Annotated in this window: 21 protein-coding genes and 3 pseudogenes; 8 read left to right on the forward strand and 16 right to left on the reverse strand. The window is 69.3% G+C overall.

The window, feature by feature from the left end:
• Nucleotide 1 precedes the first annotated feature (1 nt).
• The 3 genes from A5700_RS04880 to A5700_RS04890 form a co-directional block, all read right to left on the reverse strand.
• On the reverse strand, nt 2-1,315 hold the full coding sequence (locus A5700_RS04880; RefSeq protein WP_082960449.1) for an HNH endonuclease signature motif containing protein: 1,314 nt from the start codon (nt 1,313-1,315) through the stop codon (nt 2-4).
• Between the two features lie 167 nt (nt 1,316-1,482).
• Complete coding sequence (locus tag A5700_RS04885) at nt 1,483-2,706, reverse strand: cytochrome P450 (RefSeq protein WP_068204488.1); 1,224 nt, start codon at nt 2,704-2,706, stop codon at nt 1,483-1,485.
• Nucleotides 2,703-3,422, reverse strand: coding sequence for a TetR family transcriptional regulator (locus A5700_RS04890; RefSeq protein ID WP_068075498.1), 720 nt, complete (start codon nt 3,420-3,422; stop codon nt 2,703-2,705). Before A5700_RS04890 ends, A5700_RS04885 begins: the two co-directional genes overlap by 4 nt.
• A 189-nt stretch (nt 3,423-3,611) precedes the next feature.
• Here A5700_RS04890 and A5700_RS04895 point away from each other — a divergent pair, with 189 nt between their 5' ends.
• Nucleotides 3,612-4,088 (forward strand): nitroreductase family deazaflavin-dependent oxidoreductase, encoded by a 477-nt coding sequence (locus A5700_RS04895; protein WP_068075494.1) that lies wholly within the window; start codon nt 3,612-3,614, stop codon nt 4,086-4,088.
• A 24-nt stretch (nt 4,089-4,112) separates the two neighbouring features.
• Here the strand turns inward: A5700_RS04895 and A5700_RS04900 are convergent, their stop codons facing one another.
• From A5700_RS04900 to A5700_RS04910, 3 genes are all read right to left on the reverse strand, one after another.
• Nucleotides 4,113-4,583: a DUF2231 domain-containing protein gene (locus A5700_RS04900; protein WP_068075491.1), complete on the reverse strand. Its 471-nt coding sequence runs from the start codon at nt 4,581-4,583 to the stop codon at nt 4,113-4,115.
• 28 nt (nt 4,584-4,611) lie between these two features.
• Nucleotides 4,612-5,247, reverse strand: coding sequence for a hypothetical protein (locus tag A5700_RS04905; RefSeq protein ID WP_068075489.1), 636 nt, complete (start codon nt 5,245-5,247; stop codon nt 4,612-4,614).
• A 133-nt stretch (nt 5,248-5,380) separates the two neighbouring features.
• On the reverse strand, nt 5,381-6,214 hold the full coding sequence (locus A5700_RS04910; protein WP_068075510.1) for a SigB/SigF/SigG family RNA polymerase sigma factor: 834 nt from the start codon (nt 6,212-6,214) through the stop codon (nt 5,381-5,383).
• 605 nt (nt 6,215-6,819) lie between these two features.
• Between A5700_RS04910 and A5700_RS04915 the strand changes: the two genes are divergently transcribed.
• From A5700_RS04915 to A5700_RS04925, 3 genes are all read left to right on the forward strand, one after another.
• Nucleotides 6,820-7,716 carry an SDR family NAD(P)-dependent oxidoreductase gene (locus A5700_RS04915; RefSeq protein WP_068075487.1) on the forward strand — a complete coding sequence of 299 codons (897 nt, stop codon included), beginning with the start codon at nt 6,820-6,822 and terminating at the stop codon, nt 7,714-7,716.
• Between the two features lie 85 nt (nt 7,717-7,801).
• Nucleotides 7,802-8,593, forward strand: coding sequence for a heavy metal-binding domain-containing protein (locus A5700_RS04920; RefSeq protein WP_068075484.1), 792 nt, complete (start codon nt 7,802-7,804; stop codon nt 8,591-8,593).
• The gene (locus A5700_RS04925; RefSeq protein WP_068075481.1) at nt 8,593-8,976 is read left to right on the forward strand and encodes a DUF5073 family protein; all 384 of its coding nucleotides are present in this window, start codon (nt 8,593-8,595) and stop codon (nt 8,974-8,976) included. Before A5700_RS04920 ends, A5700_RS04925 begins: the two co-directional genes overlap by 1 nt.
• A gap of 11 nt (nt 8,977-8,987) precedes the next feature.
• Here the strand turns inward: A5700_RS04925 and A5700_RS04930 are convergent, their stop codons facing one another.
• A complete protein-coding gene (locus tag A5700_RS04930; RefSeq protein WP_369828227.1) occupies nt 8,988-9,644 on the reverse strand; it encodes a cutinase family protein in 657 nt (218 codons plus the stop codon).
• A gap of 248 nt (nt 9,645-9,892) precedes the next feature.
• On the opposite strand from A5700_RS04930, the gene A5700_RS04935 reads away from it, so the two are divergent.
• On the forward strand, nt 9,893-11,659 hold the full coding sequence (locus tag A5700_RS04935) for an amidohydrolase family protein (RefSeq protein WP_068075478.1): 1,767 nt from the start codon (nt 9,893-9,895) through the stop codon (nt 11,657-11,659).
• A gap of 21 nt (nt 11,660-11,680) precedes the next feature.
• On the opposite strand, the gene A5700_RS04940 is transcribed toward A5700_RS04935, so the two are convergent.
• On the reverse strand, nt 11,681-12,280 hold the full coding sequence (locus tag A5700_RS04940) for a TetR/AcrR family transcriptional regulator (protein ID WP_068075474.1): 600 nt from the start codon (nt 12,278-12,280) through the stop codon (nt 11,681-11,683).
• A 132-nt stretch (nt 12,281-12,412) separates the two neighbouring features.
• On the opposite strand from A5700_RS04940, the gene A5700_RS04945 reads away from it, so the two are divergent.
• Nucleotides 12,413-12,973, forward strand: coding sequence for a bifunctional 2-polyprenyl-6-hydroxyphenol methylase/3-demethylubiquinol 3-O-methyltransferase UbiG (locus tag A5700_RS04945; protein WP_068075471.1), 561 nt, complete (start codon nt 12,413-12,415; stop codon nt 12,971-12,973).
• Here A5700_RS04945 and A5700_RS04950 read toward each other — a convergent pair.
• A complete protein-coding gene (locus A5700_RS04950; protein WP_068075468.1) occupies nt 12,970-14,343 on the reverse strand; it encodes a DEAD/DEAH box helicase in 1,374 nt (457 codons plus the stop codon). The two genes, A5700_RS04945 and A5700_RS04950, sit on opposite strands and share 4 nt — an antisense overlap.
• Before the next feature lie 371 nt (nt 14,344-14,714).
• On the opposite strand from A5700_RS04950, the pseudogene A5700_RS04955 reads away from it, so the two are divergent.
• Nucleotides 14,715-14,897: pseudogene (locus A5700_RS04955) on the forward strand (enoyl-CoA hydratase-related protein); the annotation flags it as partial.
• 75 nt (nt 14,898-14,972) lie between these two features.
• On the opposite strand, the gene A5700_RS04960 reads toward A5700_RS04955, so the two are convergent.
• From A5700_RS04960 to A5700_RS04985, 6 genes and pseudogenes are all read right to left on the reverse strand, one after another.
• The gene (locus tag A5700_RS04960; protein WP_068075462.1) at nt 14,973-16,679 is read right to left on the reverse strand and encodes an FAD-binding protein; all 1,707 of its coding nucleotides are present in this window, start codon (nt 16,677-16,679) and stop codon (nt 14,973-14,975) included.
• On the reverse strand, nt 16,676-18,064 hold the full coding sequence (locus A5700_RS04965) for an aromatic ring-hydroxylating dioxygenase subunit alpha (RefSeq protein ID WP_068075461.1): 1,389 nt from the start codon (nt 18,062-18,064) through the stop codon (nt 16,676-16,678). Before A5700_RS04965 ends, A5700_RS04960 begins: the two co-directional genes overlap by 4 nt.
• 114 nt (nt 18,065-18,178) lie before the next feature.
• Nucleotides 18,179-19,051 (reverse strand): enoyl-CoA hydratase-related protein, encoded by an 873-nt coding sequence (locus A5700_RS04970; protein WP_068075460.1) that lies wholly within the window; start codon nt 19,049-19,051, stop codon nt 18,179-18,181.
• A 16-nt stretch (nt 19,052-19,067) separates the two neighbouring features.
• Complete coding sequence (locus A5700_RS04975; RefSeq protein WP_068075458.1) at nt 19,068-19,322, reverse strand: lipoyl domain-containing protein; 255 nt, start codon at nt 19,320-19,322, stop codon at nt 19,068-19,070.
• Nucleotides 19,315-19,431, reverse strand: a pseudogene (locus tag A5700_RS25935) (alpha-ketoacid dehydrogenase subunit beta); the annotation flags it as partial. The pseudogene A5700_RS25935 and the gene A5700_RS04975, both read right to left, overlap by 8 nt.
• A gap of 127 nt (nt 19,432-19,558) precedes the next feature.
• Entirely contained in the window at nt 19,559-20,422 is an 864-nt protein-coding gene (locus A5700_RS04985; protein ID WP_068075451.1) for a mycofactocin-coupled SDR family oxidoreductase, read from the reverse strand.
• Between the two features lie 268 nt (nt 20,423-20,690).
• Here A5700_RS04985 and A5700_RS04990 point away from each other — a divergent pair.
• A pseudogene (locus A5700_RS04990) lies at nt 20,691-21,243 on the forward strand (CoA transferase); the annotation flags it as partial.
• Here the strand turns inward: A5700_RS04990 and A5700_RS04995 are convergent.
• Entirely contained in the window at nt 21,240-22,238 is a 999-nt protein-coding gene (locus tag A5700_RS04995; protein WP_082960681.1) for an AraC family transcriptional regulator, read from the reverse strand. The pseudogene A5700_RS04990 and the gene A5700_RS04995 sit on opposite strands and share 4 nt — an antisense overlap.
• Between the last annotated feature and the right edge of the window lie 659 nt (nt 22,239-22,897).

Raw genomic sequence — 22,897 nt, forward strand, 5'->3', positions numbered from 1 at the left:
GCTAAGGCTCGTCTTCGTCCCTGCCCGCATCTTGGAGCAACCTCTCCGGGTGATGGAACGTGTTGATACGCCGCTGCCCATAGTCCAAGTGCGGCGGCGGAATCCATTCGGTGTCGCCGTTGGCGTTCTTGCGGGTGGTCCAACCACCCGGGCGCAACAGGCGGTGCTGGGGTCCGCAGGCGAAGGTCGGGTCGTCGACGTCGGTGGTGTGACATGTGGCCCAGTCGGTGACGTGGTGGACCTCGCAGTAGTAACCGGGCGCGGTGCAGCCCGGAGCCGAGCAGCCGCGATCCTTCGCGTACAGCACGATTCGCTGCGCAGGGGAGGCGAGTCGCTTGGTGTGATACAGCGCCAGGGCCTTGCCCTTGTCGAAGATCGCCAAGTAGTGCCGCGCGTGCCGCGCCAACCGGATCACGTCGCTCATCGGAAGGATGGTCCCGCCGCCGGTGAGGCCGCGGCCGGCCGCCGCCTCCAATTCGCTCAGCGTCGTGCTGACCACGATCGATGTCGGCAGCCCATTGTGGCGGCCGAGCTCACCGGACGCGAGCAGCGCTCGCAGCGCCGCGTTTACGGCGTCGTGCTGACGCTGGCCGACGTTGCGGGCATCCCGCTCGACTGCCTGTTCGCTGGGAGAGCCACTGACGCACGGCGCCTCGTCGTCCGGATTGCACATTCCGGGGGTCGCCAGCTTCGCCAGCACGGCCTCGAGCGTGGCGCGCGCCTCCGGGGTCAGCCAGCCGCGCAACTCCGACATGCCATCGCGCCCCTGCTTGCCCAGGTTCACACCGCGGCGGCGTGCCCGGTCCTCATCGGTGAAGCTGCCGTCGGGGTTGAGGCAATCGGTCAGGACGGTAGCCAATTCGGCCAACTGCTCGGGCCGAAATCGGGTGCCCTCGGTGGCGAGCTTGCGTTCGACCTCGTCACGCGTGGGCGCGTCGATCCAGCCGGGCAGCCGGTGACAGAAGTTGCGGATTACCGCCACCTGCGCGGGCCCGAGCGAGCCGTCGCGCTGCCGAGTGGCCGTCGCGGCCAACGCCGGCGGCAACGGTTCACCGGTCAGGCCGCGCCGCGGGCCCAGGTCGGCGGCCTCCCGAATGCGCCGCGAGGCTTCGGCGCGGCTGATCAACGCCGCCTCGGCGAGCGCGTACGACAGGGTGCCGCCGAGCTCCTCCGGCGTGCCTTGGCGGGCCAGGCTGTTGATCAGCGGGTGTTCGATGGCCGGCAGCCGGCGGCGGATTTTCTCGCAGCGCCGCAACAACGCCAGGTATTCGCGGGTGGCCAAGGCGTCCGAGTCGTGGTCGACCAACTGCACCATCGCGGCGTCGATGGTGTCGAGCGCCGCCGATAAGGCTTCACGGTCTAGACTCACACCTCGAAGCTAGCGGAGGCCACCGACAAGAAATGCCGCGCTGATGCCCCTGAAGCTGGTGTGGCGCAAGTGGTTTGGCTTTTGCCGAGTAAGCGACGGGCAGCCGTCGGCCCTCACCATGTCACGGGTAGCTCGTACAGGCCGTAGGCCAGCGCGTCGTGCTTGAACGGGAGGTCGACCAGCGGCACCGCCAGCCGCAGCGTCGGGACGCGGCGCAGCAGCGTGGGCAGCACGATCTGCAACTCCATGCGCGCCAATTGCTGGCCCACGCACTGGTGGCGGCCGTAGCCGAAGCCGACGTGCGGTCCCTGTTCGCGGGTCAGGTCCAGCCGGTCCGGGTCGGTGAACTGCCGGACGTCCCAGTTGGCCGGGGCAACGTCGAGGATGATGCCCTCGCCGGCGCGGATCGTCTCACCCCCCACCTCGATGTCCTCGACGGCGATGCGCCGCTGCCCGGTCTGAATGATGCTCAGGTAGCGCATCAATTCCTCGACCGCGACGGCGATGGCCTTGGGATCATCGGTGTCGCGCAGCAGCGCCAGCTGATCCGGGTGCTCGAGCAGCGCGGCGATGCTGAGGCTGATCATGTTCGCGGTCGTCTCGTGGCCGGCGATGAGCACGCCGGTGGCCAGTTGGGCGGCCTCGCGCACGCTGATCTCCTCGGCGTTGACCCGCTCGGCGAGGTCGGACACCAAGTCCTCGGAGGGGTCGTCTCGCTTGGCCCGCACCAGGTTGGCGAGGTACTTGGCCAGCGAGGCGGCGCCCTGCGCGGTGTCCTCCGCGGTGGCGTAGCGGCCCATGCCGCGGTGGGCCTGAGCCTGGAAGAAGTCGGCATCCTCGTACGGCACGCCGAGCAACTGGCTGATTACCAGCGACGGTACGGGCAACGCCAAGCCGCTGACCAGGTCACCCGGCTTCGGCCCGGCCAGCACCGCGTCGATGTGGTCGTCGGTGATGTGCTGCACCGCCGGCCGTAGCGCCTCGACGCGCTTGAACGTGAATGGCTTTGACAACATTCGGCGGAACCGGGTGTGCTCCTCGGCGTCCGACGTGAACACCGAGCGCGGCCGGGCGTGCACGGTCGCCAGCATCCCTTCGTTCCAGTGCGGGTAACCGGGCAACCGGTCGTCGACGCTGGTGCGCGAGTCGGTGAACAAGGAGCGGATCGCCTCGTAACCGTAAATCAGCCAGGGCGTGCTGCCATCCCAGATGCGCACCCGGCTCAGCTGTCGATCGGCGTTGAGCCGCAACGCTCCCGGAGGCGGCGCGAAGGGGCAGCCGGGCGCGCGCGTCATCGGGAACTCGGGAATCGTCGTGCTGGTGGAGATGTCGGTCATCGCGCTCCTCGTTGATCGCCCGCTGTGGTGGTGGATGGCGGGGCGCCCGCCGGGCCCACGTGCACCGGCGCGCGCCACAGCCCGACGATGGCGTCGATGAGGCCTTCACCGGCAACCGGCCACGCGGAGCGGGATCGCGGCCCGTGCTCGGCCAGCGCGCCCTCGTGTTCGGCACACGTGTGCATCAACAGGTTTCGCACCATCACCATCCGCTCCGAGCGCACCCGCCGGGGCAGCTCGGGCAGGCAGCGGTTAATGCCGTCGATCGTCTGCACCAACAACGGTGACGCCAGCGCGTCCCTGGTCACCACTTGCCGGTATGCCGGATCCGCCATGGCTTGGGCGGCGAAGCGCGCATACCAGCTGGGGGTCCCCAGCGCCGCGAGGTGATCGGTCAGCGGGCGAACCAGCGTCCCGACCCAGTCGCGCAGGTCGGTCGAGTCGACGACGGTGGCCAGCATCTGCGCGCGCAGCTTCTCGATCGGTTCGCGGTGTTTGCTCTCGATGGCCCGCAGCAGATCGGTGCGGGTTCCGAAGTGGTAGCACGCCGCGGCGTTGTTGCCCTGCCCGGCCGCTTCACTGATCTGCCGGTTCGACACGGCGTACATGCCCCGCTCGGCGAACAGCACCTCGGCGGCGGACAGGATCGTCTCCCGCGTGCCGAGCGATCGATCGGTACGAGCCATCCGCGGGGCGGTCACCGCCTCAGTGAACACCGTCGCTTGGGTTAAATCAAGCAATTTATTTAATTAAGGTGACCGGTGTGCCGATGGCCGCGCTCGGCCGCCCAACGCGCGGGCGCGCTCCCGCGATCGCCACGAAATCGTGCGCGGCGGGCGCAATTTCGCCAGGATTTCGTCGGCCTGACGCCCGCGGCCACCACCACGCGCAATACAGTCGTGCCCATGAATCCGCTGCAGCGGGTGGCTCGCAACCCGACCGTGTACCGCTGGCTGTTGCTCAGAGGCGCGCGGCTCACCGAAGCGCTCGAGTCCTTCCTTCGATTCGTCACGGGCGGGCGTTTCGGCGCCCTGGACGTCGTCGGCCTGCCCAACGTGCGAATCACCGTGTCCGGGCGCAAGACCGGGCTGGCTCGCACCGCGACGGTGCAGTACGTCCCGGACGGCGACCGGCTGCTGCTGGTGGGATCCAACTGGGGCCGCGAGCGGCACCCGTCGTGGTCGGCGAATATCAAAGCGGCGCAACGCATCACGCTGCGCAAGCACGGCCACCGGTTCGTCGCGACGGCGCGCCTGCTCTCCGGCGAGGAGCGCGACCAAGCGTGGGCGAAGGTGGTTGGGCAGTGGCCCAATTACCAGCTCACCCAGGACATGGCGGGGGCACGGCGATTCCGCGTGTTCTCGCTCACGCCGACCGGCTGATTCTGGCGCTCAACCCGACTGCGCTCAACCCGACTGGTTGTCGCCCCACACCGCGCGCGCGCCCGCGTCGCCGACACGGTAGATCTGCACCATCGACGCGATCCCCACGGCGAGGGCGAGGATCGCCACCACGAGGCGGGCGGCAACCCGGCGCTTGTCCGATCGTCGTTCGACCACGCGCAGCGCCGCCAGCGCCACCGCGACCGCCAGCAGCGCGGCGGCGACGTAGTTCATCGTGCTGCCCAACGACGCGTGTTCGCGCACGATGGGACTGTGCTGCGGGCTGCGGTCATACAACCACTGGCCCGCGTTGACGGTCAGCAACGTCAGCACCAAGGTCGCGACGGCGAACAGCGCCGTGAGCCACAGCGTTTGGCCTCGCCGGGCCGCCGGCCATACACCGCACACGATCTCCAGCGCCGCCGTCAATGGCACCAGAACCAGGGCGAAGTGCAGCAGCAGGGCGTGAGCCGGCATGCCGTTGATGACGTCCATGGGGTCTCCCGCCGCCCGCAGCGTACCGCTAGCCGCCAAGCCCCTTCTTGACGACGGCATCCTGCTTCTGGCCGACGTCGTTGACGAAGTCCGGAGGCGCCAACGTGTCGGGCGGCCCGTCGAATTCGAGGGTGACAAGCGCCTTGCCCTCGGTGAAGAGCAGAATCACCACGCCCTTCGAGTGGTCCGGGGAGTTACCCATCAGCGACGTGCCGCCGGTTCCGACGGTGGCGGGTTGCGACGAGGGGTCCTTCACCGCTGCGCCCTGCTGGCCCTTCGCGGCGTTCAACGCGTCCGTCGCGGCCGCCGGGTCGGTGAACACCAGGATGGTGTCCTTGATGGCGTGGCTGCCGTCGTCGTCCTTGAATGTGGTGGCGACGCCCGGTTGACCGTTGGGGTTGTTGGTCGGCGGGGCGGCGGTGAAGGGCACGGGCGCGCTGATGTCGCCCGCCTGGATGAGCAACTTGGTGTAGTCCCCGGGCTGTCCCGCCGCGCCGCCGGGCGCGGCCGAGGTCGGCGCCGCGCCCGCGGCCGATGAGGTGGCAGTTCCCGACTTCGAGGGCGACGTCGACGTCGAAGACGACTGCTTCGAGCAGCCCGTCAACGACACCGCCAGCGCCGTCGTCGCCACCACGCCGGCGGTCACCGTCCGTGACATCCTCATCGCCTCGAGCTCCCTTCTCGGTCGTCCCTCGACGCCGTCGGCGCGACGGGGCCGGATCCGCGCTTCGCAACGCACAGTACCCGGCCGCGCCACGTCGGCAGGTCGAGGGAGCGTCCGGATCGGACTCGAGCGACTACTCCAATTGGTCGCGCAGGCAGCGCAACGTACTGGCCAGGATGCGCGAGACCTGCATTTGCGACACCCCGATGCGCTCCGCGATCTGGCTCTGCGTCATGGATTCGAAGAACCGCATCCGCAGCACCTCGCGCTCGCGCCGCGGCAGGGAACCGATCAGGGCCCGCAGCGCCTCGCGGTTGGTGATGTGATCGATCTGCGGGTCGATGCCGCCGACCGAGTCGGCCACCAGGCGGGGCGTGCCCGAACTGTCGGCGCCGATGGGCGCGTCCAGCGAATCGAGCCGGTAGGCGTCGCGCGCCACGAGGCATTCCACGATCTCCTCGTGCGGCACTTCGAGCACCTGTGACAGCTCGGCTGCCGTGGGGGCGCGCCCCAGCTGCTGCGAGAGATCCGCCGTCGTGCGGCTGATCTGCACGTGCAGCTCACGCAACCGTCGCGGGACGCGCATGCCCCAGCTGTAGTCGCGGAAATACCGTCGAACTTCGCCCATCATGGTGGGCACCGCGAAGCCGATGAAGCTGGGTCCCTTGGCCGGATCGAAACGATTGATCGCATTCATCAGGCCGAGCCGTGCCACCTGGATCAGGTCGTCGAGACCTTCGCCGCGGCGGGCGAAGTGGCTGGCCACGTGGTCGGCCAACGGTAGGCAGCGTGCCACGATGCGTTCGCGCTGCCGCCGATACTCGTGGGACTCCCCGGGAAGCTGCTGCAATGCCATGAACATCTCGACAACGTCGTCGTAGGAGTCGTCGGCGCGGCTGTTTTGGGATCGGGCGGGTCGGGTCCGGACCTCGGGGGTCTCGGGGGCTGTGGGGGCCGGTTGGGCCATCAATTCGGTCATCGGCCCGCGCGCCTCTCATTGACGCGGTCGGCCGTGAAATCGCCTGAGAACAAACGGTTTTGCATGCTGACTCAACTCCTTTGAGTCGTGCACAATGAGACGCGGCTACGCGCGTCTGCGTCATCACTGCACCTGTTCCGCCGGATCGGTCCCGAGATTCAGCGCGCAGCAACTACCAGAGGCAAAGATCCGAGATTTCGCCGGAGCCCTACCAAGCTGAGTAGCCGAGCGGCTGACTGACCGCTTTTAGCTAAACGGCGACACGTCCAGAACGGACTTCATTGCAGACTATACGCGCCCGCGCCACCGAGCGCGATCCCTTCTGCGCTCGGAAGGTATTGATATTTACTTAACAGTTGCCATGGGCCATGGACAGCCGGTTGGGCGGCGGCGTCAGCAACGTTCGAGAACGGGGCACCGCGCGATTTACGCCCTTGACCGGGAAACTTAGCGGATGAGCGGCCCCACAGCGAACGATCGGGCCACTGAGTAGGCCGCGGCTTGTCGCGCGGCGGGTTGGTAATTCCTTCGATGTACGAGCAGAAGAGGTCCGGTGCGGGCGCGATAGGCCCGCCGCAGTACCGTTCGGGCTCATGGTGGCGACCGGAATCGGGCGGCTGGCGGGTCGCGGCGTGGTGGTGTCGGGCGGCAGTCGCGGAATCGGACGCGCCGTGGCGGAGCTGGTGGGCAGCCTCGGCGCCGGCGTCGTCGTCAACGGGCGCGACGACGGTGCGGTGCGGGACACCGTCGGCGCCATCACCGCGGCGGGTGGCCGCGCCGTCGCGCTGGCGGGACCCGCCGACGACGAGGCCGTCGCCCGGGCGCTGGTCGACGAGTGTGTCGGCGCGTTCGGACGGCTCGACGCGCTGATCAATTGCGCGGGCACCGCCGAACCCGTCGGCTCCTCCATCCTCACCATTTCGGCGGCCGAATTCGACGAGCTGATCGGCGCGCACCTGCGCACGGTGTTCCACACCTGCCGGGCCGCCGCTCCCGTGCTGGCCGCCCAGGGTTCGGGCGCCATCGTCAACACCAGCTCCGTCGCGTTCCTGGGCGACTACGGCGGCACCGGCTATCCCGCCGGCAAAGGCGCCGTCAACGCGTTGACTCTGGCCATCGCGGCGGAACTCAAGGGCGCCGGGGTGCGGGCCAACGTGGTGTGCCCCGGCGCCAGGACGCGGCTGTCCACCGGCGCGGAGTACGAAGACCACATCGCGGACCTGCACCGCAGGGGGCTGCTCGACGAGCTGACCATGAGGGCCTCGCTGGACAGCGCGCCGCCGGAGTTCGTCGCGCCGGTGTACGCCTACCTGGCCAGCGACCTGGCCCGCGATGTGACGGGCCAAATCCTGGTCGCCGCAGGCGGATTCGTCGGCAGGTTCGATCGGCCCAGCCCCCGCGTGCTGGCCTATCGCGATCACCACAGCGCCGGGCCGTGGTCGATCGACGACGTGCACACGATGGTGAGCGCCGCGCCCCGCGCCAACTGAACCGGAGGCGCGTGCCGAAGCCGCTCGTTACCGGTGTGCGCTGCCCGGCCGCGGCCTACGCTATCCGGGAAACTCAGGAGGTCTCGTGACAACGCCATCGAACCCGCTCGACCCTGTCGCCAGCGAACGGCTGTCCCACGCCGGCAAGGTGTTCACCTCCGACCTGTCGATCAACGAGTTCGCGCTGCTGCACGGCGCAGGATTCGAGCCGATCGAGCTGGTCATGGGCGTGTCGGTGTACCACGTCGGCTACCAGTTCTCGGGCATCAGGCAGCAGTCGGAACTACCGGTGCTCACCGAGGCGACGTATCGGGCCCGGTGGAACGCGATGTCGCGAATGCAGGCCGAGGCCGACGCGCTGGGCGCCGACGGGGTGGTGGGCGTCCGGCTGGATTGGCGGCACCAGGGCGAGGGCGAACACCTCGAGTTCATCGCCGTCGGCACCGCGGTCCGGTACACGGCGAAACCGGGCGCGTATCGGCGGCCCAACGGGCAGGCGTTCAGCAGCCACCTCTCCGGCCAGGACCTGACGACGCTGCTGCGGTCCGGGTACGCGCCCGTGGCCTTCGTGATGGGTAACTGCGTGTTCCACGTGGCGGTGCAGGGCTTCCTGCGCACGTTGAGCCAGATGGGCCGCAACGCCGAGATGCCGCAGTGGACGCAGGGCAACTATCAGGCCCGGGAGCTGGCGATGTCGCGCATGCAGAGCGAGGCCGAGCGCGACGGCGGCACCGGCGTCGTCGGCGTGCACTTCGCCATCTCGAACTATGCGTGGGGGCTGCACACGGTCGAGTTCTACGTCGCGGGCACGGCCGTGCGGCGCGTCGGCGAGGCTCAGAACCTGACGCCCTCGCTCGTGTTGCCGATGAGCGACTGATGACGGGCTTCGATCATCAGCGCGTCAGCCAGGCCATTGGGGCCGCGCTGGGCGGCCCCGGCGGCGTCGGGGTGGTGCTGCGCGCGTTCTGCGGCGTGCCCGGCGTCCTCCTGGCGCCGGCGCGGCGGGGCATCTTCCGCTCGCAGCCGCAGCAGGTGCAGATCGGGGAGTGGCGCTACGAGGTCACCGGCGACGAAAGGTTGCGCGCCGCCCACGTCGTGCACGGCATCGTCCTGGCCGAGGAGGTGTTGCCCGCCGGCAGCGTGGGTGGCCATGTGGCCAGGGCGCTCGGGCAGCTGGTCGCCGGCTACGGCCCGACGATCGTCCCCAACATCGAAGCGGCCCTGGAAGTCCTCGAGACCTCGGCAGGGCCGCTGACCTGAGACCGGCCGGGTCAGCTGCCGCGCGTCAGGCGACCGGCGGCGAAGTCGGCCGCCTGGTCCACCATGCCGGCCTCCACGTACTGCCGGTGCCCGAGCGGGTTGCTGCCGTCGGAGCAGATCGGGTCGCCCGGCACGCATAGCTCGAGCGTCTTCGGCGCGTACAGCGGCCCGATGTCCACCGGCGGCTGGTTGATGATGCCCATGAACCGGGTGGACGGCTTGCCGAACAGCGTCACCGCGGCGACGTGGTTGGCGACCTCGGAGGGCATCGGCTGCAACGCCTGCACCAGCTGCACGCCGTCCGGCACGGCGCTTTCGGTGACGAATCCCACCACGGCAGCGCCCTGCGAATACCCGCCCAGCACCATCTTCGTCCGCGGACAGCTGGCCGCCATCTGCTCGACGTGGGAACTCGCGTCGCTGATGCCGTCGACGGCGGTGGGGAAGTCGGTCGACGCCGGGTAGTTCACCGGGTACTCACCCACCGTTTTGCCGCCGACGTGCGAACGCAGCGTGTCGACGAAACTCTGGCCGATGCGGCCCACGCCGGGAGGTTCTGCGGTGCCCCTGGCGAACACCACCTCGACATCGGGACAGGGGTCGGCGGACGCAGCCGGGGCGGAGCCGATGAATTGGCCCCAAAAGGGTGCCAGCGCAGCGCAAGCCAGGCCGGCCAGGGGAGACGCCTTCACAGCGCGATCTTGCCACAGGCAGGCGAGGACCGCGCGTCGAGCCAGGACCGCGGCGCGCAGCCGGCCAGGGCGGCCGCGCCCGGCGCGCGTGCGGCAGTCGCCGCTGGTCAGCGGCCCGCGGCCCGGTCGGACAGCCGACGGTGTGTGTATCATCACACCGAATCGCGGTGCGGCGAATGCTCTTGAGTCGGCCGCCGGGCGTCCTGACGTCAGAAAGGCCGAACATGCGGTACGACACCGTGATCAGCAACGGGCGCTGGTTCGACGGCACGGGCTCGGCCTCGGCCGTGCGCAACATCGGTCTGCGCGACGGCCTGGTCGCCACGGTCAGCGACCAGCCGCTCGACAACGCCGGCGCCGACGTCATCGACGCCACCGGCCAGTGGGTCATCCCCGGGATCATCGACATCCACACCCATTACGACGTCGAAATCCTTTGTGCTCCCGAGCTTTCCGAGTCGCTACGGCATGGCGTGACCACGGTCCTGCTGGGTTCGTGTTCGCTGTCGACCGTCTACCTGGACAACGTCGACGCGGGGGACATCTTCGGGCGCGTCGAGGCGATCCCCCGACGCTACGTGATCGAGCACCTCGACGCCGCCCGGTCGTGGACGACGCCAAAGGAGTACGTGGCCGAACTCGAGCGTCTGAACCTGGGGCCCAACGTGGCGGCCTTCATCGGCCACTCCGACATGCGCGCGGCGACGATGGGCCTGGACCGGGCGACCCGCAAGGACGTCAAGGCGTCCGCGGCGGAACTGGCGCGCATGGAGGCGATGCTCAACGAGGCGCTCGACGAGGGCTTCGTCGGAATGTCCTCGCAGCAACTGCTGTTCGACAAACTCGACGGCGAGGTGTGCCGGTCGCGGACCCTGCCGTCGACCTATGCCGGCCCGCGCGAGCTGCGCCGTCTGAATTCAATCCTGCGGCGGCGCAACAAAATTCTGCAGTCGGGGCCCGACATCAAGAACCCGCTGTCCATAGTCTCGCAACTGGCGGCGTCCCTGGGGATCGGCCGCCCACGGCTGCGGACCAGCCTGCTGTCGGCGGCCGACATCAAGGCCATTCCGTTCGTCATCCACCTGATGGACCGGCTGGCGCGCGGCGTCAACGCCCTCGGTGGCGACTTCCGCTGGCAACACCTGCCGGTGCCGTTCGAGGTGTACGCCGACGGCATCTCGCTGGTCATCTTCGAGGAATTCGGCTCCGGCGCGGCCGCTTTGCACCTGCAAAGCGAGGTCGAGCGCAACCGCCTGATGCGCGACGAGGAATATCGCCGGGCATTCCGCAAGGACTACGACAGCAGGTTCGGGCCCCGCGTCTGGCATCGTGACTTCTTCGACGCCGAGATCGTGGCGTGCCCCGACGCGTCGGTGGTCGGAAAGTCATTCGGGCAGGTGGGACTCGACCGCGGCGGGCTGCACCCCGTCGACGCGTTCCTGGATCTGGTGGTGGAGCACGGCGAGAAGCTGCGGTGGCACACCACGATCTCCAACCACCGCCCCGAGGTCCTCAAGAAGCTGGCGCAGAGCGACTGCGTCCAAATGGGTTTCTCCGACGCCGGCGCGCACCTGCGGAACATGGCGTTCTACAACTCCGGGTTGCGGCTGCTGCGCCACGTGTACGAGGCGCAGCGGCGTGGCGCCCCCTTCATGACGGTCGAGCGCGCCGTGCACCGGCTCACCGGTGAGCTCGGGGCGTGGTACGGGATCGATGCCGGCACCCTGCGCGAGGGGGACCGCGCCGACCTCGTCGTGATCAACCCCGACAAGCTGGACGACTCGCTGGACGCCTACGCCGAGAACCCGGTCGAGCCCTACGGTGGGCTGTCGCGGATGGTCAACCGCAACGACGACACGGTGACCGCGGTGCTGGTCGCGGGCCAGCGCGCGTTCGCCGCCGGCGAGCCGTCGCCGGTGCTCGGCAAGCAGAGGTTCGGCCGGTTTCTTCCCGCGGACACCCGCACCCGGGCGATGGTCACTGCGACGTAACTGCTAGGGCGGCAGGGCTTTTCAGGCCACCGAAGCGCCCAGGATCAGGTTGACGGCCTCGTCGATCCGACCGGCGATGTCGTCGAACCCGACGAACCTGGCGGTCATCAACGCGCCGGCGACCGTCATCTGCAGGGTGGATTTCACCGCGCGTGGCCAGCCCGGCCCCAAGGCGGCCCCGATGCGCCGGGCGACCTCCTCGCCGATCTGCTCGCGCAACGGTTGGACCGCGGGATCGTCGGCCATCAACGCCGCGCCGCAGGCGGCGGTGAGCTCCGGCTCGTCATCGACCGCCAAGGCCATGTCGCGCAGCGTCGCGCTGACCCGCGTCTTGGTCGTGTCGTTGACGTTGGTGTGCAGCGGCAGGTCCCGCAGGAAGCGCAGGTACACCGCGGCCACCAGCGCGCTCTTGGAGGGGAAATAGGTGTAGGCGCTGGCGGGTGACACCCCGGCCCGGTTCGCCACCGCGCGCATGGTCAGGTTCGCGTACGACGAGTCGCGCAGCTCGGCCAGGCCGGCGTCGAGCACCTTGCGGACGGTTTGCCCGGGGCGTCGATCTGATCGGCGGGCGGCGCCGCCGGTCTCGCCGCGGTCGGGCGGGGGGAGCGCGTCTTCAGACACTCGTCCAGTGTAGGGCGGCGCGGGTCGCCGAAAGGTCACCGAAGCGCCGGCCCGCGGGACGGCGGCCAACCGGTTTTGCGGACGCCCGTCCAGAAAACCCGGCACTGGCGTGCCGGCCCTAGAGTGACGGTCATGGCCGAAGCGGACCGCCGTCGCTGGGACGAGCGATACGCGACCATGGCGGCGCCCGCGGCGCGGCAGATCGCCGCGCCCGCGGTCTGGCGGCGCCACGCGCAGCGTTTCCCCACCTCGGGCGCGGCCTTGGAACTCGCCTGCGGACAGGGTGCGGCCTCGGTGTGGCTGGCGCTGCGCGGCCTGACAGTCCTCGGCGTGGACATCTCCGCGGTCGCGATCGGTCAGGCGCGCGATCTGGCCCGGCGCGCCGGCGTAGGCGGCCGGTGCCGCTTCGAAGTCACCGACCTCGACGGCGGCCTCCCCGCGGGGCCGCCGGCCGACGTGGTTGTGTGTCACATGTTCTGGGACCGACGCCTCGGCCGCGCGATCGTCGAGCGACTGGCGCCAGGCGGCCTGCTGGCGATCACCGTGCTCAGCGAGGTCGGGGCGGCCCCGGGTCCATATCGCGCGGCGCGCGGCGAATTGGCCGACGTCTACGGCGATCTGGAGGCGTTGGCCGCTGGCGAGGCCGACGGCCGGGCGTGGCTGCTGGCACGCGGCCGGGGACCCAGCGCCTAGGCGCTGCTGCCCTGCGGGCGCGACGAACGGCGACGGTGCTCCGCGCGTGGTCTGCGCGCGCCCCCGCCGGTGGCCACCCGCGGCTCGGCGGGCGCGTGATCGCGGCGCGGCGACCGGACACCGCCACGGCGTCGCCGCTGGCCGTTGGGGTTTCGCGGCTGCGGCTGCTCGCGTGGGGTGTCCACGGCCACCGGGGCCTGATAGGGCGCCACCTCGCCGACGAGGGCGTGCACGGCCTCCGACGCGGCGGTCACCTGCTGGGGCGTCACCCTGATGCCGGCCTTGCGCATCAACAGCCGCGCGTGCTCCCGTTCGTCGGGCAGCACCACCGTGACGACATCACCGGCGCTGCCCGCGCGCGCCGTGCGCCCGGAGCGGTGCAGATAGGACTTGTGCTCGGCGGGCGGGTCGATGTGCACCACGAGCGCGACCTCGTCGACGTGCACGCCGCGAGCGGCGATGTCCGTCGCCACCAGGACCCGCGCGTCGCCGGAGGCGAACCGCGCGAGGTTGCGTTCGCGGGCGGGCTGGGAAAGGTTGCCGTGCAGGTCGACCGACGGCACTCCCGCGGCGGTGAGCTGCTTGGCCAGCTTCCGCGCCTGATGCTTGGTGCGCAGGAACAGGATTCGACGGCCCGTCCCCGAGGCGAGCCGGTGGACCACCTCTTTTTTGGCCTCCGCGTTGGCGACGTGGAAGACGTGGTGGGTCATGTCGGCGACCGGGGTGTTGGCCTCGTCGACGGAGTGCAGCACCTCGTTCCGCAAGAACCGCTTGACGAGTTTGTCGACCCCGTTGTCCAGCGTCGCCGAAAACAGCAGGCGCTGACCGCCGTTGGGGGTGGCGGCGAGGATTCGGGTGACGCCCGGCAGGAAGCCGAGGTCGGCCATGTGGTCGGCCTCGTCGATCACGGTGATCTGCACCGCGTCGAGGCTGACCAGCCGCTGCTTCATCAAGTCCTCGAGCCGGCCAGGGCAGGCCACCACGATGTCGACGCCGGCTTTGAGCGCGGTGACCTGACGCGTTTGCGTGACACCGCCGAAGATCGTGGTGACCCGCAGGCCGCAGGCGGCCGCCAGGGGCGCCAGCGTCGCGGTGATCTGGGTCGCCAGTTCGCGGGTCGGTGCGAGGACCAGGCCTGACGGCCGCGACGGCCGTGCCGCCGTCCCCGCCAGCCGGGCGACCAGCGGGATGGAGAACGCGAGAGTCTTTCCGCTGCCCGTCTTTCCGCGACCGAGCACGTCGCGGCCGGCGATCGTGTCGCCTAACGTCTCCGCCTGGATGGGGAAGGGATGTGTAATGCCTTGCGCCGTAAGGGCGTTGACGATGGGTGCGGGCACGCCAAGGTCGGCGAAGGTTGTTTGGGTGGTCAAGTGCGGTGCCTTTCAGGCATCGTGGTGCCAAGCCGCGACTACGGTCGCGCGGCCATCGGCACGGATGGCGAGATTGCCGGAGGGCAAAATCGATCGCCGCGAGACAAGCTAGTGCGGGGTGCACGGATCATCAGAACGCGCCGGCTGGCGCGAAAACGCAAGTGGCGGCAGTGCGATGAATAACGGTTCCACGACGGTGGCGATGTCTCGGGTGGAGACGAACGCTGGCCCAAGCCTACCGCAGTTGCGCCGCATTGCGGGCATCGCCGCGACGGCCGCACTGTGAGCTTGGTCGCCCCTCGCCTTTGCCGCCCGGGGCGGAAATACCGAAAAAGCCCAGTAGCGGCCGGTTTCTGGGTAATGTCACCGGCATGGAGCGGCGCGAGCTGGAGGCGGTCATCTACGAGCGCGAGCCGCCAATCGCCAGGATCATCCTCAATCGTCCCGAGAAGGCCAACACCAAGGACGCGGTGCTGGTCACCGAGGTCGACGACTGCCTGCGCGAGGCCGACCGCGATCGCGAGGTCAAGGTCGTCATCCTCCGATGTGCAGGCGCGCCGCGCCGAGTTCACGCAGTCGGGTCTGAAGCCCCGCGATTTCGTCGGCCGCGGTGACGCCGACGCCGGTGCCTAGCGGCTCATCTCGCCCGCGATCCTGCGGCCCGCGGCATGTCGGGCGGCGACGTACCCGAACACCATGGAATTCGCGATGCTGGCGCCGGCACCCGGATACGTCCGGCCCATCACCGTGGCGGTCGTGTTCCCGGTGGCGTACAAGCCCTCGATCACCCGATCCTGCTCGTCGAGGACCTGGGCGTGCTCGTTCGTGACGACACCGCCGCACGTGCCGACGTCCGCGGGCAGCACCTTCGTCGCGTAGTAGGGCGCGCGGTCCAGCGGCCCGAGGGCGGCATTGGGTCGATAGCCCGGATCGCCCAGGCAGTCGTTGTACGCCGACTGGCCCCGCCCGAAGTCCGGGTCCAGGCCCTTGGCGGCGAAGCGGTTGAACCGCACGATGGTGCGCGTCAATTCGGCTGTCGGCACGTCGATCTGGTGGGCAAGCTCGGCGATGGTGTCGCCCCGGCACACCGCGCCGCTGTCGATGAGCTCTGGGAGCAGCCGCCGCGAACGCTGAAGCGGCCGTAGGGGACTGGTGCTGGTGACGTACCGGCGCACGTAGCCGTCGTCGAAAATCATCCAGCAGGGCACCGCCTTGTGAGCGTACATCGCCTTGCCGACCTCGACGTAGGAGTTCGACTCGTTGCAGAACCGGCGGCCGGTGGTGTCGACGTAGATGGCGCCGGGCCGTTGCCGCCCCGAGCCGAGCGACGCGGCGACCGCCCCGCCGTTGGCGATGAATACCGAAGGCAGCCACCACGCTTCGTCGAGCAGATCGGTCTGGGCGCCAAGCCGCATCGCGGCTTGCAGCACCTCACCGGTGTCACCGGCGTTAGCGATCGACCAGTGGCCTTCGTTGGGCTGGTCACCGCTGTATCGCCGGCGCATCTCGCGGTTGTGCCCGAAGCCACCGGCGGCCAGCAGGACGCCCCGGCGCGCCTCGACGGCCAGCGATTTCCCGTTCCGGCGCAGGCGGACACCCGTGACGCGGCCGCCGTCGACGACGAGGTCCTGCACCGCGGCGTCGGTCCACAGCGGGGGGTGGCCGTCGCCGAGCTGGCTCAGCGCCTTGAGCAGCTGAGCGATCAGCGACGAACCGTTGGTCAGGATGCGGCGGCGCCGCGCCCGCGCCGCGGCCGTGCGCAGAAACACCCTGGCGGCGACGGCGAACGCCCGCGGTGACCGGTTGTAATACTGAACCGACCGCAGCTCGTTGGTCAGGACGACGAATCCGTAGTTGTCAGCCAACGGTGGCTGCACCCTGTCGCTCCACTCGCCCAAAGCGGCGGCATCGAAGGGCATCCCCTCGATGGCGCGGCCGGACGCGTTGCCGCCTTTGCGGTTCGGGTAGTAGTCGCTCCATCCCGCGCAGCGCGCCAGCCGGATGCCCTTGCGCAGCAGAAAAGTCGTCATCTCATAGCCGGCGGTGAGGAACATCTCGCGGCGCTCGAGGGACGACGCCGCGCGGGCATCGCCGACCACGTCGGCCAGGTACGCGAGGCCGTCTTCGTGGGAGTCGGCGACGCCGTCGGCGCGCATCAGCGGGTTGTTGGGCAACCAGTAGATGCCCCCGGACAGGCCCGTCGAGCCACCGACGAGCGCCTGCTTCTCGAGGATCAGCGGTTCCAGGCCACTGTCGAGGGCCGCCAACCCGGCGACCATGCCGCCGCCGCCGCTGCCCGCGATCACGAAGTCGACCGAGTGGTCCCAGGCGTTCATTGCGGCCCCGCGAAGCCCAGGTCGGCGATCGGCACGTCGATGGTGGTGTTGGTCTTCTGGATTCCCGGGATCAGCGTGGCGTGCGGCAGGCCGGCCAAAAATCCGTCGATGACGCGCTCGAAGTTCGAGATCAGGCCCTCGATCCGATCGGAGAGCCGCATGTAGTCGAAACCGCGTGAGCGCAAGCCCTTTTGCTGGCGCGGGAGGTTGGCGAAGTCCTGGGCGGGGATGGCTGGCCAGCACGGATCGTCGGGCACCATGGGTTGCGGGGCCTGGGGTCTGCCGGGGGAGGCGTCCGCGGGAAAACGGGTCAACGACCAGATTTCGAAGAGCGTGTCCTCCGGCCCCAACGGCCGGATGCGGTACGACGAGGCGCTGCTGTAAGTCGGCAGGATGAAGTAGTGCGGGAAGCAGAAGCCGATCGCCTCGGTGGTCCCGCGGCCCGCCAGGTCGTTGAGGTCGGGCATGGCGCTGCCGCGCGCCCGATGCCAGGTGACGATGGCGTCGTTGAGGGCGCTGCGCCACGCGGCCATCGCGGCGGCGGGATCGGACGGCAGCTTGAGGTGCTGCAGGCCTTCGGCGATACGGATGTCGTTCTCATGGGTCATGCCGCCCATGCCGTTGCCCAGCGTGCGCATGAAATACAGGCTGGCGGCGACGACGGGATGCACCGTGGTGGCCGTGCTGGGTCGCGCGGCGCTCTGTGCCGACGGCAGCAACTGCGGATGGGTCTGCGGGACGTGGTAACCCTCCATGAACGCCGCGGCCGCCAGCTTCCAGTTGACCGGAAGCCGGCAGGACCGCCACCACTCGACGCGCAGCGACTCCACCTGCCACGCGTCATAGGTCGACGCGAACGGCTCCAGCGCCTCGCGCAGTGGCGGCGCCCCGTCGTCCAGGTTGATCCACACGCACCCGCCCCAGGTCTCGCAGCGAACCTCGACCAGCCGCAACTGCGCGGCGTCCATGTTGCCGGCGGAGAACGCGTCGGGCCGCGCCACGAAGGTGTTGCGCCCGTCGAGGCCCCAGCACCAGCCGTGGAACGGGCATACGAGCGTTCGGCGAGTTCCGCTGCCCTGCACCAACTTCACCCCGCGGTGCCGGCACGCGTTGTGGTAAGCCCGAACGGTGTCGGCGTCGACGCGCACGACGACGACGGAGTCGTCGAGTATTTCGTACTCGACGAAGTCACCCGGGCCCGGGATCTCCTCGAGCCGGCATGCCATCTGCCACACCCGCGGCCACAACAGCTCGGCCTCCAGCCGATAGAACTCCGGGTCGTAATAGCGCTGCTTGGGGATCCGGTCCGCAATCTGCACCGCCCAGGGCACGTCGCGGCGCGCGCCGTTCACGTCGGTGCTCCGCGCGCTCGTGTCTACAGCCATGTCGTCAGTTCCTTTGTCGCCTCGCACGATTCGCCAAGCGCGTCCCTGCCAGTCGCGTTCGCGACTGCGCGGCGCTCGTGGCGTGGTCGACGATGTTCACCCGCAGGTCACGCCTCAGGGCGTCGCGGCGCCGTCGGACGATGCCGCGGCCGCGGCCTGCCGCCGCGCCTGCTCGGCCGGCAACACCTTGTCCTTGAACACGGTTTGGATCAGCTCCTGCACGTCCCGGCTGATCGAGGCCAGCGCCACCAGGTCGTTGGAGCTCTGCCAGTGCACCCGCATGCCCATCAGTTCCCAGGCCCGTTTGAGGTTCGCCTTGGTCGCCAGCAGCGTGGTCATCGGCGCCTGGGCGATGTGCCGGGCGATGGCCTCGACGCGGTCGTCGAGCTGATCGCGCGGGACCACCTCGTTGACCAGGCCGACTTCCAGCGCCTTGCGGGCATCGATGACCTCGGCCAGGAACAGGTAGTACGCGGCGCGCCGCCAGTTCATGAAAACCCAAGGCTCGATGGAGCATTCGCCGGAGGGCATCCCGAACCCCTGCAGCGGTGGATAGGAGAAGTAGGCGTCCTCGGCGGCGATGACGATGTCGGTGGTCAGGCCCATGTGGGTGCCGCCGCCGACGCAGTAGCCGTGCACCTGCGCGATGGTCGGCTTGGAGAACTCCCACAGATTCAGGGTGGGCTTGACGAACAGGTCGCTCTGCGGTTTCCACGGGTGACCCATCACCTTCGCGCCTTCGACGAACGCCGGGTAGTCCACCGCGTTGTTGCCGATCGCGTGCCCCGAGCAGAAGCCCTTGCCGTTGGCCTTGAGGATCAGCACCTTGACGTCGTAGTCGCGGTCGGCGTCCAGCAGGGCGGCATCGACCTCTTCGGCGAGCTTCTGGTCTTGGGCGTTGGCCTTCTCCGGCCAGTTGAGCGTGATCCGGGCGATGGGGCCCTGTTTCTCGAAGATGATCCTCTCGCGGGTCTCCGTCAGATCCATGCGCGCTGCCTTTCGCTTAGCCGGTGTGGCCCGGGGTGTGAGTGAGGACGCCGATTTCGGTGCCGATGTCGTAGGTGGTTCCGACCCGTCCGGTCCAGCGCACGGTCCCCGACGCTCCGGCCACGATCTCCTGTTCGACCTTCTCGGTCGCGATGACGTAGATCGGGGTGCCTGCTTCGACGTGCTCGCCACCGCCGACCAGCAGTCCCGTCAGCTCGGCTTCGGAAACGGCCACCGACACCCGGGGTATGCGAATGACGAAGTCAGCCATGGACGTTCGCTCCCTGCAGCGTGCGCTGCGCCGCCGCCGCGATGCGCCCCGGCGACGGATACACCTGAGCCTCGAGGTTGGGCGCCGCCGGGTTGGGCACGAACCGCGCCCGGTCGTCGGCGGCCTTCATCAGCGCCAGCAACACATACAGGCGGCGCTGGATTTCCGGGGAGCGCTGGTCGGTCATCGAGCACCCCGAAGGGGATTGTCGTTCCTACTCTTTGGATCGGCGGTCATCAGCCCCCCGACCAAGGCTTGACCTTGAGGAAGCCGCCGGCGTCGACGCGGAGCTGCTGCCCGGTGATGTAGCGGGCGGCGTCCGAGGCCAGGAACAGCACCGCCTCGCTGATGTCTTCGGGTTCGACGTACGGCACGGGCATCGCCTGCACGAGGGGAAAGATCGGCTCGGCGTCCTCGCGGGTCGGGTCCGTCAGGTCCGGCCGGAAGGCGCGGTACATCGGTGGGCTGTGCAGCATGTCGGTGTTCACGTTGGTCGGGTGCACCGCATTCATCCGGATGGAGAACCGCGCGAGGGCCAGCGCGAAATCGTTCACATAATGTGCCGCAGCCAGTTTCGCGAATGCGTAGCCGGCGCCGCCGGGGCCGCCGTCGATGCCGCCGGTGTTCATCGAGGACATGAACGCCGCGTTGGATCCGATCACGACGATCGACGCGCCGGCCTGCAGGTGCTTCAGGCTGGCGTGCACGAGGTTGAGCACGCCGAGCAGGTCCACGTCCACGGCGTCGGCGAAGGCCTGCGGCGGCAGGCCCGCGGTCAACGGGCAGATGCCGGCGTTCGCGACCACGACGTCCAGGTGGCCCAGTTCGGCCACCCCCGCGTCAATGGCCGCCGCCAGGGCGACCCGGTCGCGCACGTCGGCGACCGCCGTGACCGCGCGCTGCCCCTCCTTCTCGACGAGCCGCGCAGTCTCCTCGAGGTCGTCCGGCCGCGCCAGGGGATACTCGTTGGTCTCGATGTCCGCGCAGATATCCACCGCGATGATGTCCGCACCCTCGGCGGCCAGCGTCCGCGCGTGTGAACGGCCCTGGCCTCGCGCGGCTCCGCTGATCACGGCGACCTTGCCGGCTACCCTGCCCATCGCCGACTGCCTTCGCCAGTGGATGAGGGTGGCTGTGGGACAAGGGTATTCCCTTCCCCGGAGGCGGCGTCGCGGCACGGCGGCGGGTGCTGGGCGTCCCGCGTCGCGGTGCCGCACGCGGCCGCCGCGGCGGGCCGCGCGATCGGAATAACGGTCGGCTCCATCGCATCTCTTCCATGCAAAGTTTGCGCTGGCCGGGGTCTCGCTGTGTCCAAGACTAGCTAGAATATCTAAAATAGCAAGGAATGGACTGGTGAAGGGTGCCTGCGCCGCGGACTTCTTTGACATCGACGGCATTCCGGGCGCCCCACCCGGTTTGGCCATCAACCCGCTCGTCAACCGGTACCGGACCAGCGACGGCCGGTGGATCCAACTGGTGTTCTAGCGGCCCGACTAGGTCTGGGCGGGGTTCTGCGCACGCATGGGCCTGGCGGAGCTCGCCACCGATGTTTGTGCCGTCCAGCAACCTGATCGCCAACGCGGCGGCTGCGACGGAATTGCTGTCGACGGCGTTCGCCCGCCACGAACTCGCGCACTGGCAGCGGGTGCTCGCCGACGAGCCGGGCGTCTGGGGTGCCCTGGCGACGCCGCGGGAGACGCTCAACGACCCGCAGGTCGAGCCCAATGGCCACGTGGTGACCAACGTCGACGACCGCGGCGAGCCGTACCGGCTGGTCGCCGCGCCGGTTCAGTTCGACGAAACCCCGCCGGCTCCCGCGCGGGCGCCGGAGCACGGGCAGCACACCGAGGAGATCTTGCTGGAGCTTGGTGTCGACTGGGACGACATCGCAAAGGCGAAGGAGCGCAGGGCGATCCTCTAGGCCGGCCCGCGGAAGTCGACGCCCTCGCGCGCGAGCGCTCGGGCCTCCCGCGGCGTCACCCCGTAGTGGCGTTTGAAGGCGACCTCAAACGTCGTCATCGAACGGAAACCGCTCGCAAACGCGATGTCGGTGATGGTGCTGTTCGGATCCGACTGACCGAGCAGTTCGGCGGCGCGGGTGACGCGCGTCGTGCGGATCAGCTCGCTGGTGGTGGTGCCCGCCCGCTGCAACGCCACCTGGATCTGCCGGACCGACCAACCCAGCGACCGCGCGATGCTGGTCGGCGTCACATCGGACTCGCAACCGTGGCCGGCGACGTAATCGCGCACCGCCCGCTCGACGGAGGTCAGAGTGTCCGGGACGGCGCCGCGGTCGAGCATGAACGCATATAACAGCTCGCTGATGGTGGTGCATGAGCGCGCGAACGCGTAGTGATCCATGCTCCGGTGCTGCGCGCTCACGGTCGAGATCATCGTGCGGACCACGGCGCCGAGCCCCTGGTCCAGATTCAGGACCACCGGACCGCGCCGCATGCTCTCGGGCGCGCGCGCGTCGGCCACGTCGAAGGTCCAGCCGCGCGCCCACCACCGGTGATGCATGTGCAGGGCCCGGGATTTGCTGATCAGGACTCCCTGGCCGGGCTGAACGCGGACGCGTTCGCCGTCCTGCTCGAAGTCGAGCACACCGCGCCTGCCGATGAAGAAGATGTTGCCCAGGTCGCCGTCGGCGCGCACGTGGGCCGCGGTCTTGGAGTAGTGCAGCCCGTCGGACCAGAAGTCGACGACGCGGTAGTCGGCGCTCTGCTGCACCACCGTGCGGGCCGCGAAGGCGGGCGGGTTCGAGAATCGGAAATGCAGGGAGCCGTGATTGGCGCACACGTGATCGGCCCAATATCCGGCGGGATCGGTTGGTGCGCGCCGGGTGTCGCTGCACTCGACGTCGTAGGTGCCCGCCGCCGGCAAAGGCGGCGGCCCCGTTCCTTGTTCTAAGCTCATGACTCGCTGAAGGGTTGTATTGACAACTATGCGACCAACTTACCCACGGCCGAGGGGCTGTCAAGGTGAGGAGCCGGATGCCGCGCGCGCCGGCCAAAACGTGCGCGAATCGGGGAATTTCCTGCGCCGGACGGTAACTGTGGTGCGGACCTGCATGGTATGCGCCGCGGTCGTCACAATGGGCCGCGCGTAGCGTCGGCCGGAACAGTCTGTGGCGCAGCGGCTTTCGTTAACCACGCTTGCGGCTGCGGACGCATGCTGATCGGTCGGGTGAACGGCCGCGGTGCGAGCCCCGGCCCGCGTCCTTGCGCCGCGTTGGCGGCGTGGTCGCGAGGGCGGGGGAGCGCCAGCGCTCGGGCGCAAGGCGTTCCCTTCCGCGATCGCGGGGATACGTCTTAGGCGGGCTTGCACCGAAGCGCGAAAAGCGGCGTGTCCGAAGGCGTGTGGCAAACTCCCGCGCCGAAACAGTTCGCGCCGTCGGTGATTCCGAAACGATCACAGGCACATATCGAATCCGGCGGTGGGCTGGCACAACGCCGCCGCTCGACAAATCATGGCACGGGGCGCTTTTGAGGATTGCAGCCGCGACGATGCGCAGTGCACAAACTCCTCTGCCGTTGCGCGAGTGACGGTCGACGAGACGCCCCAGGAGGTACGAC

It is taken from the genome of Mycobacterium sp. E1214, assembly GCF_001666755.1.
GTDB lineage: Bacteria > Actinomycetota > Actinomycetes > Mycobacteriales > Mycobacteriaceae > Mycobacterium.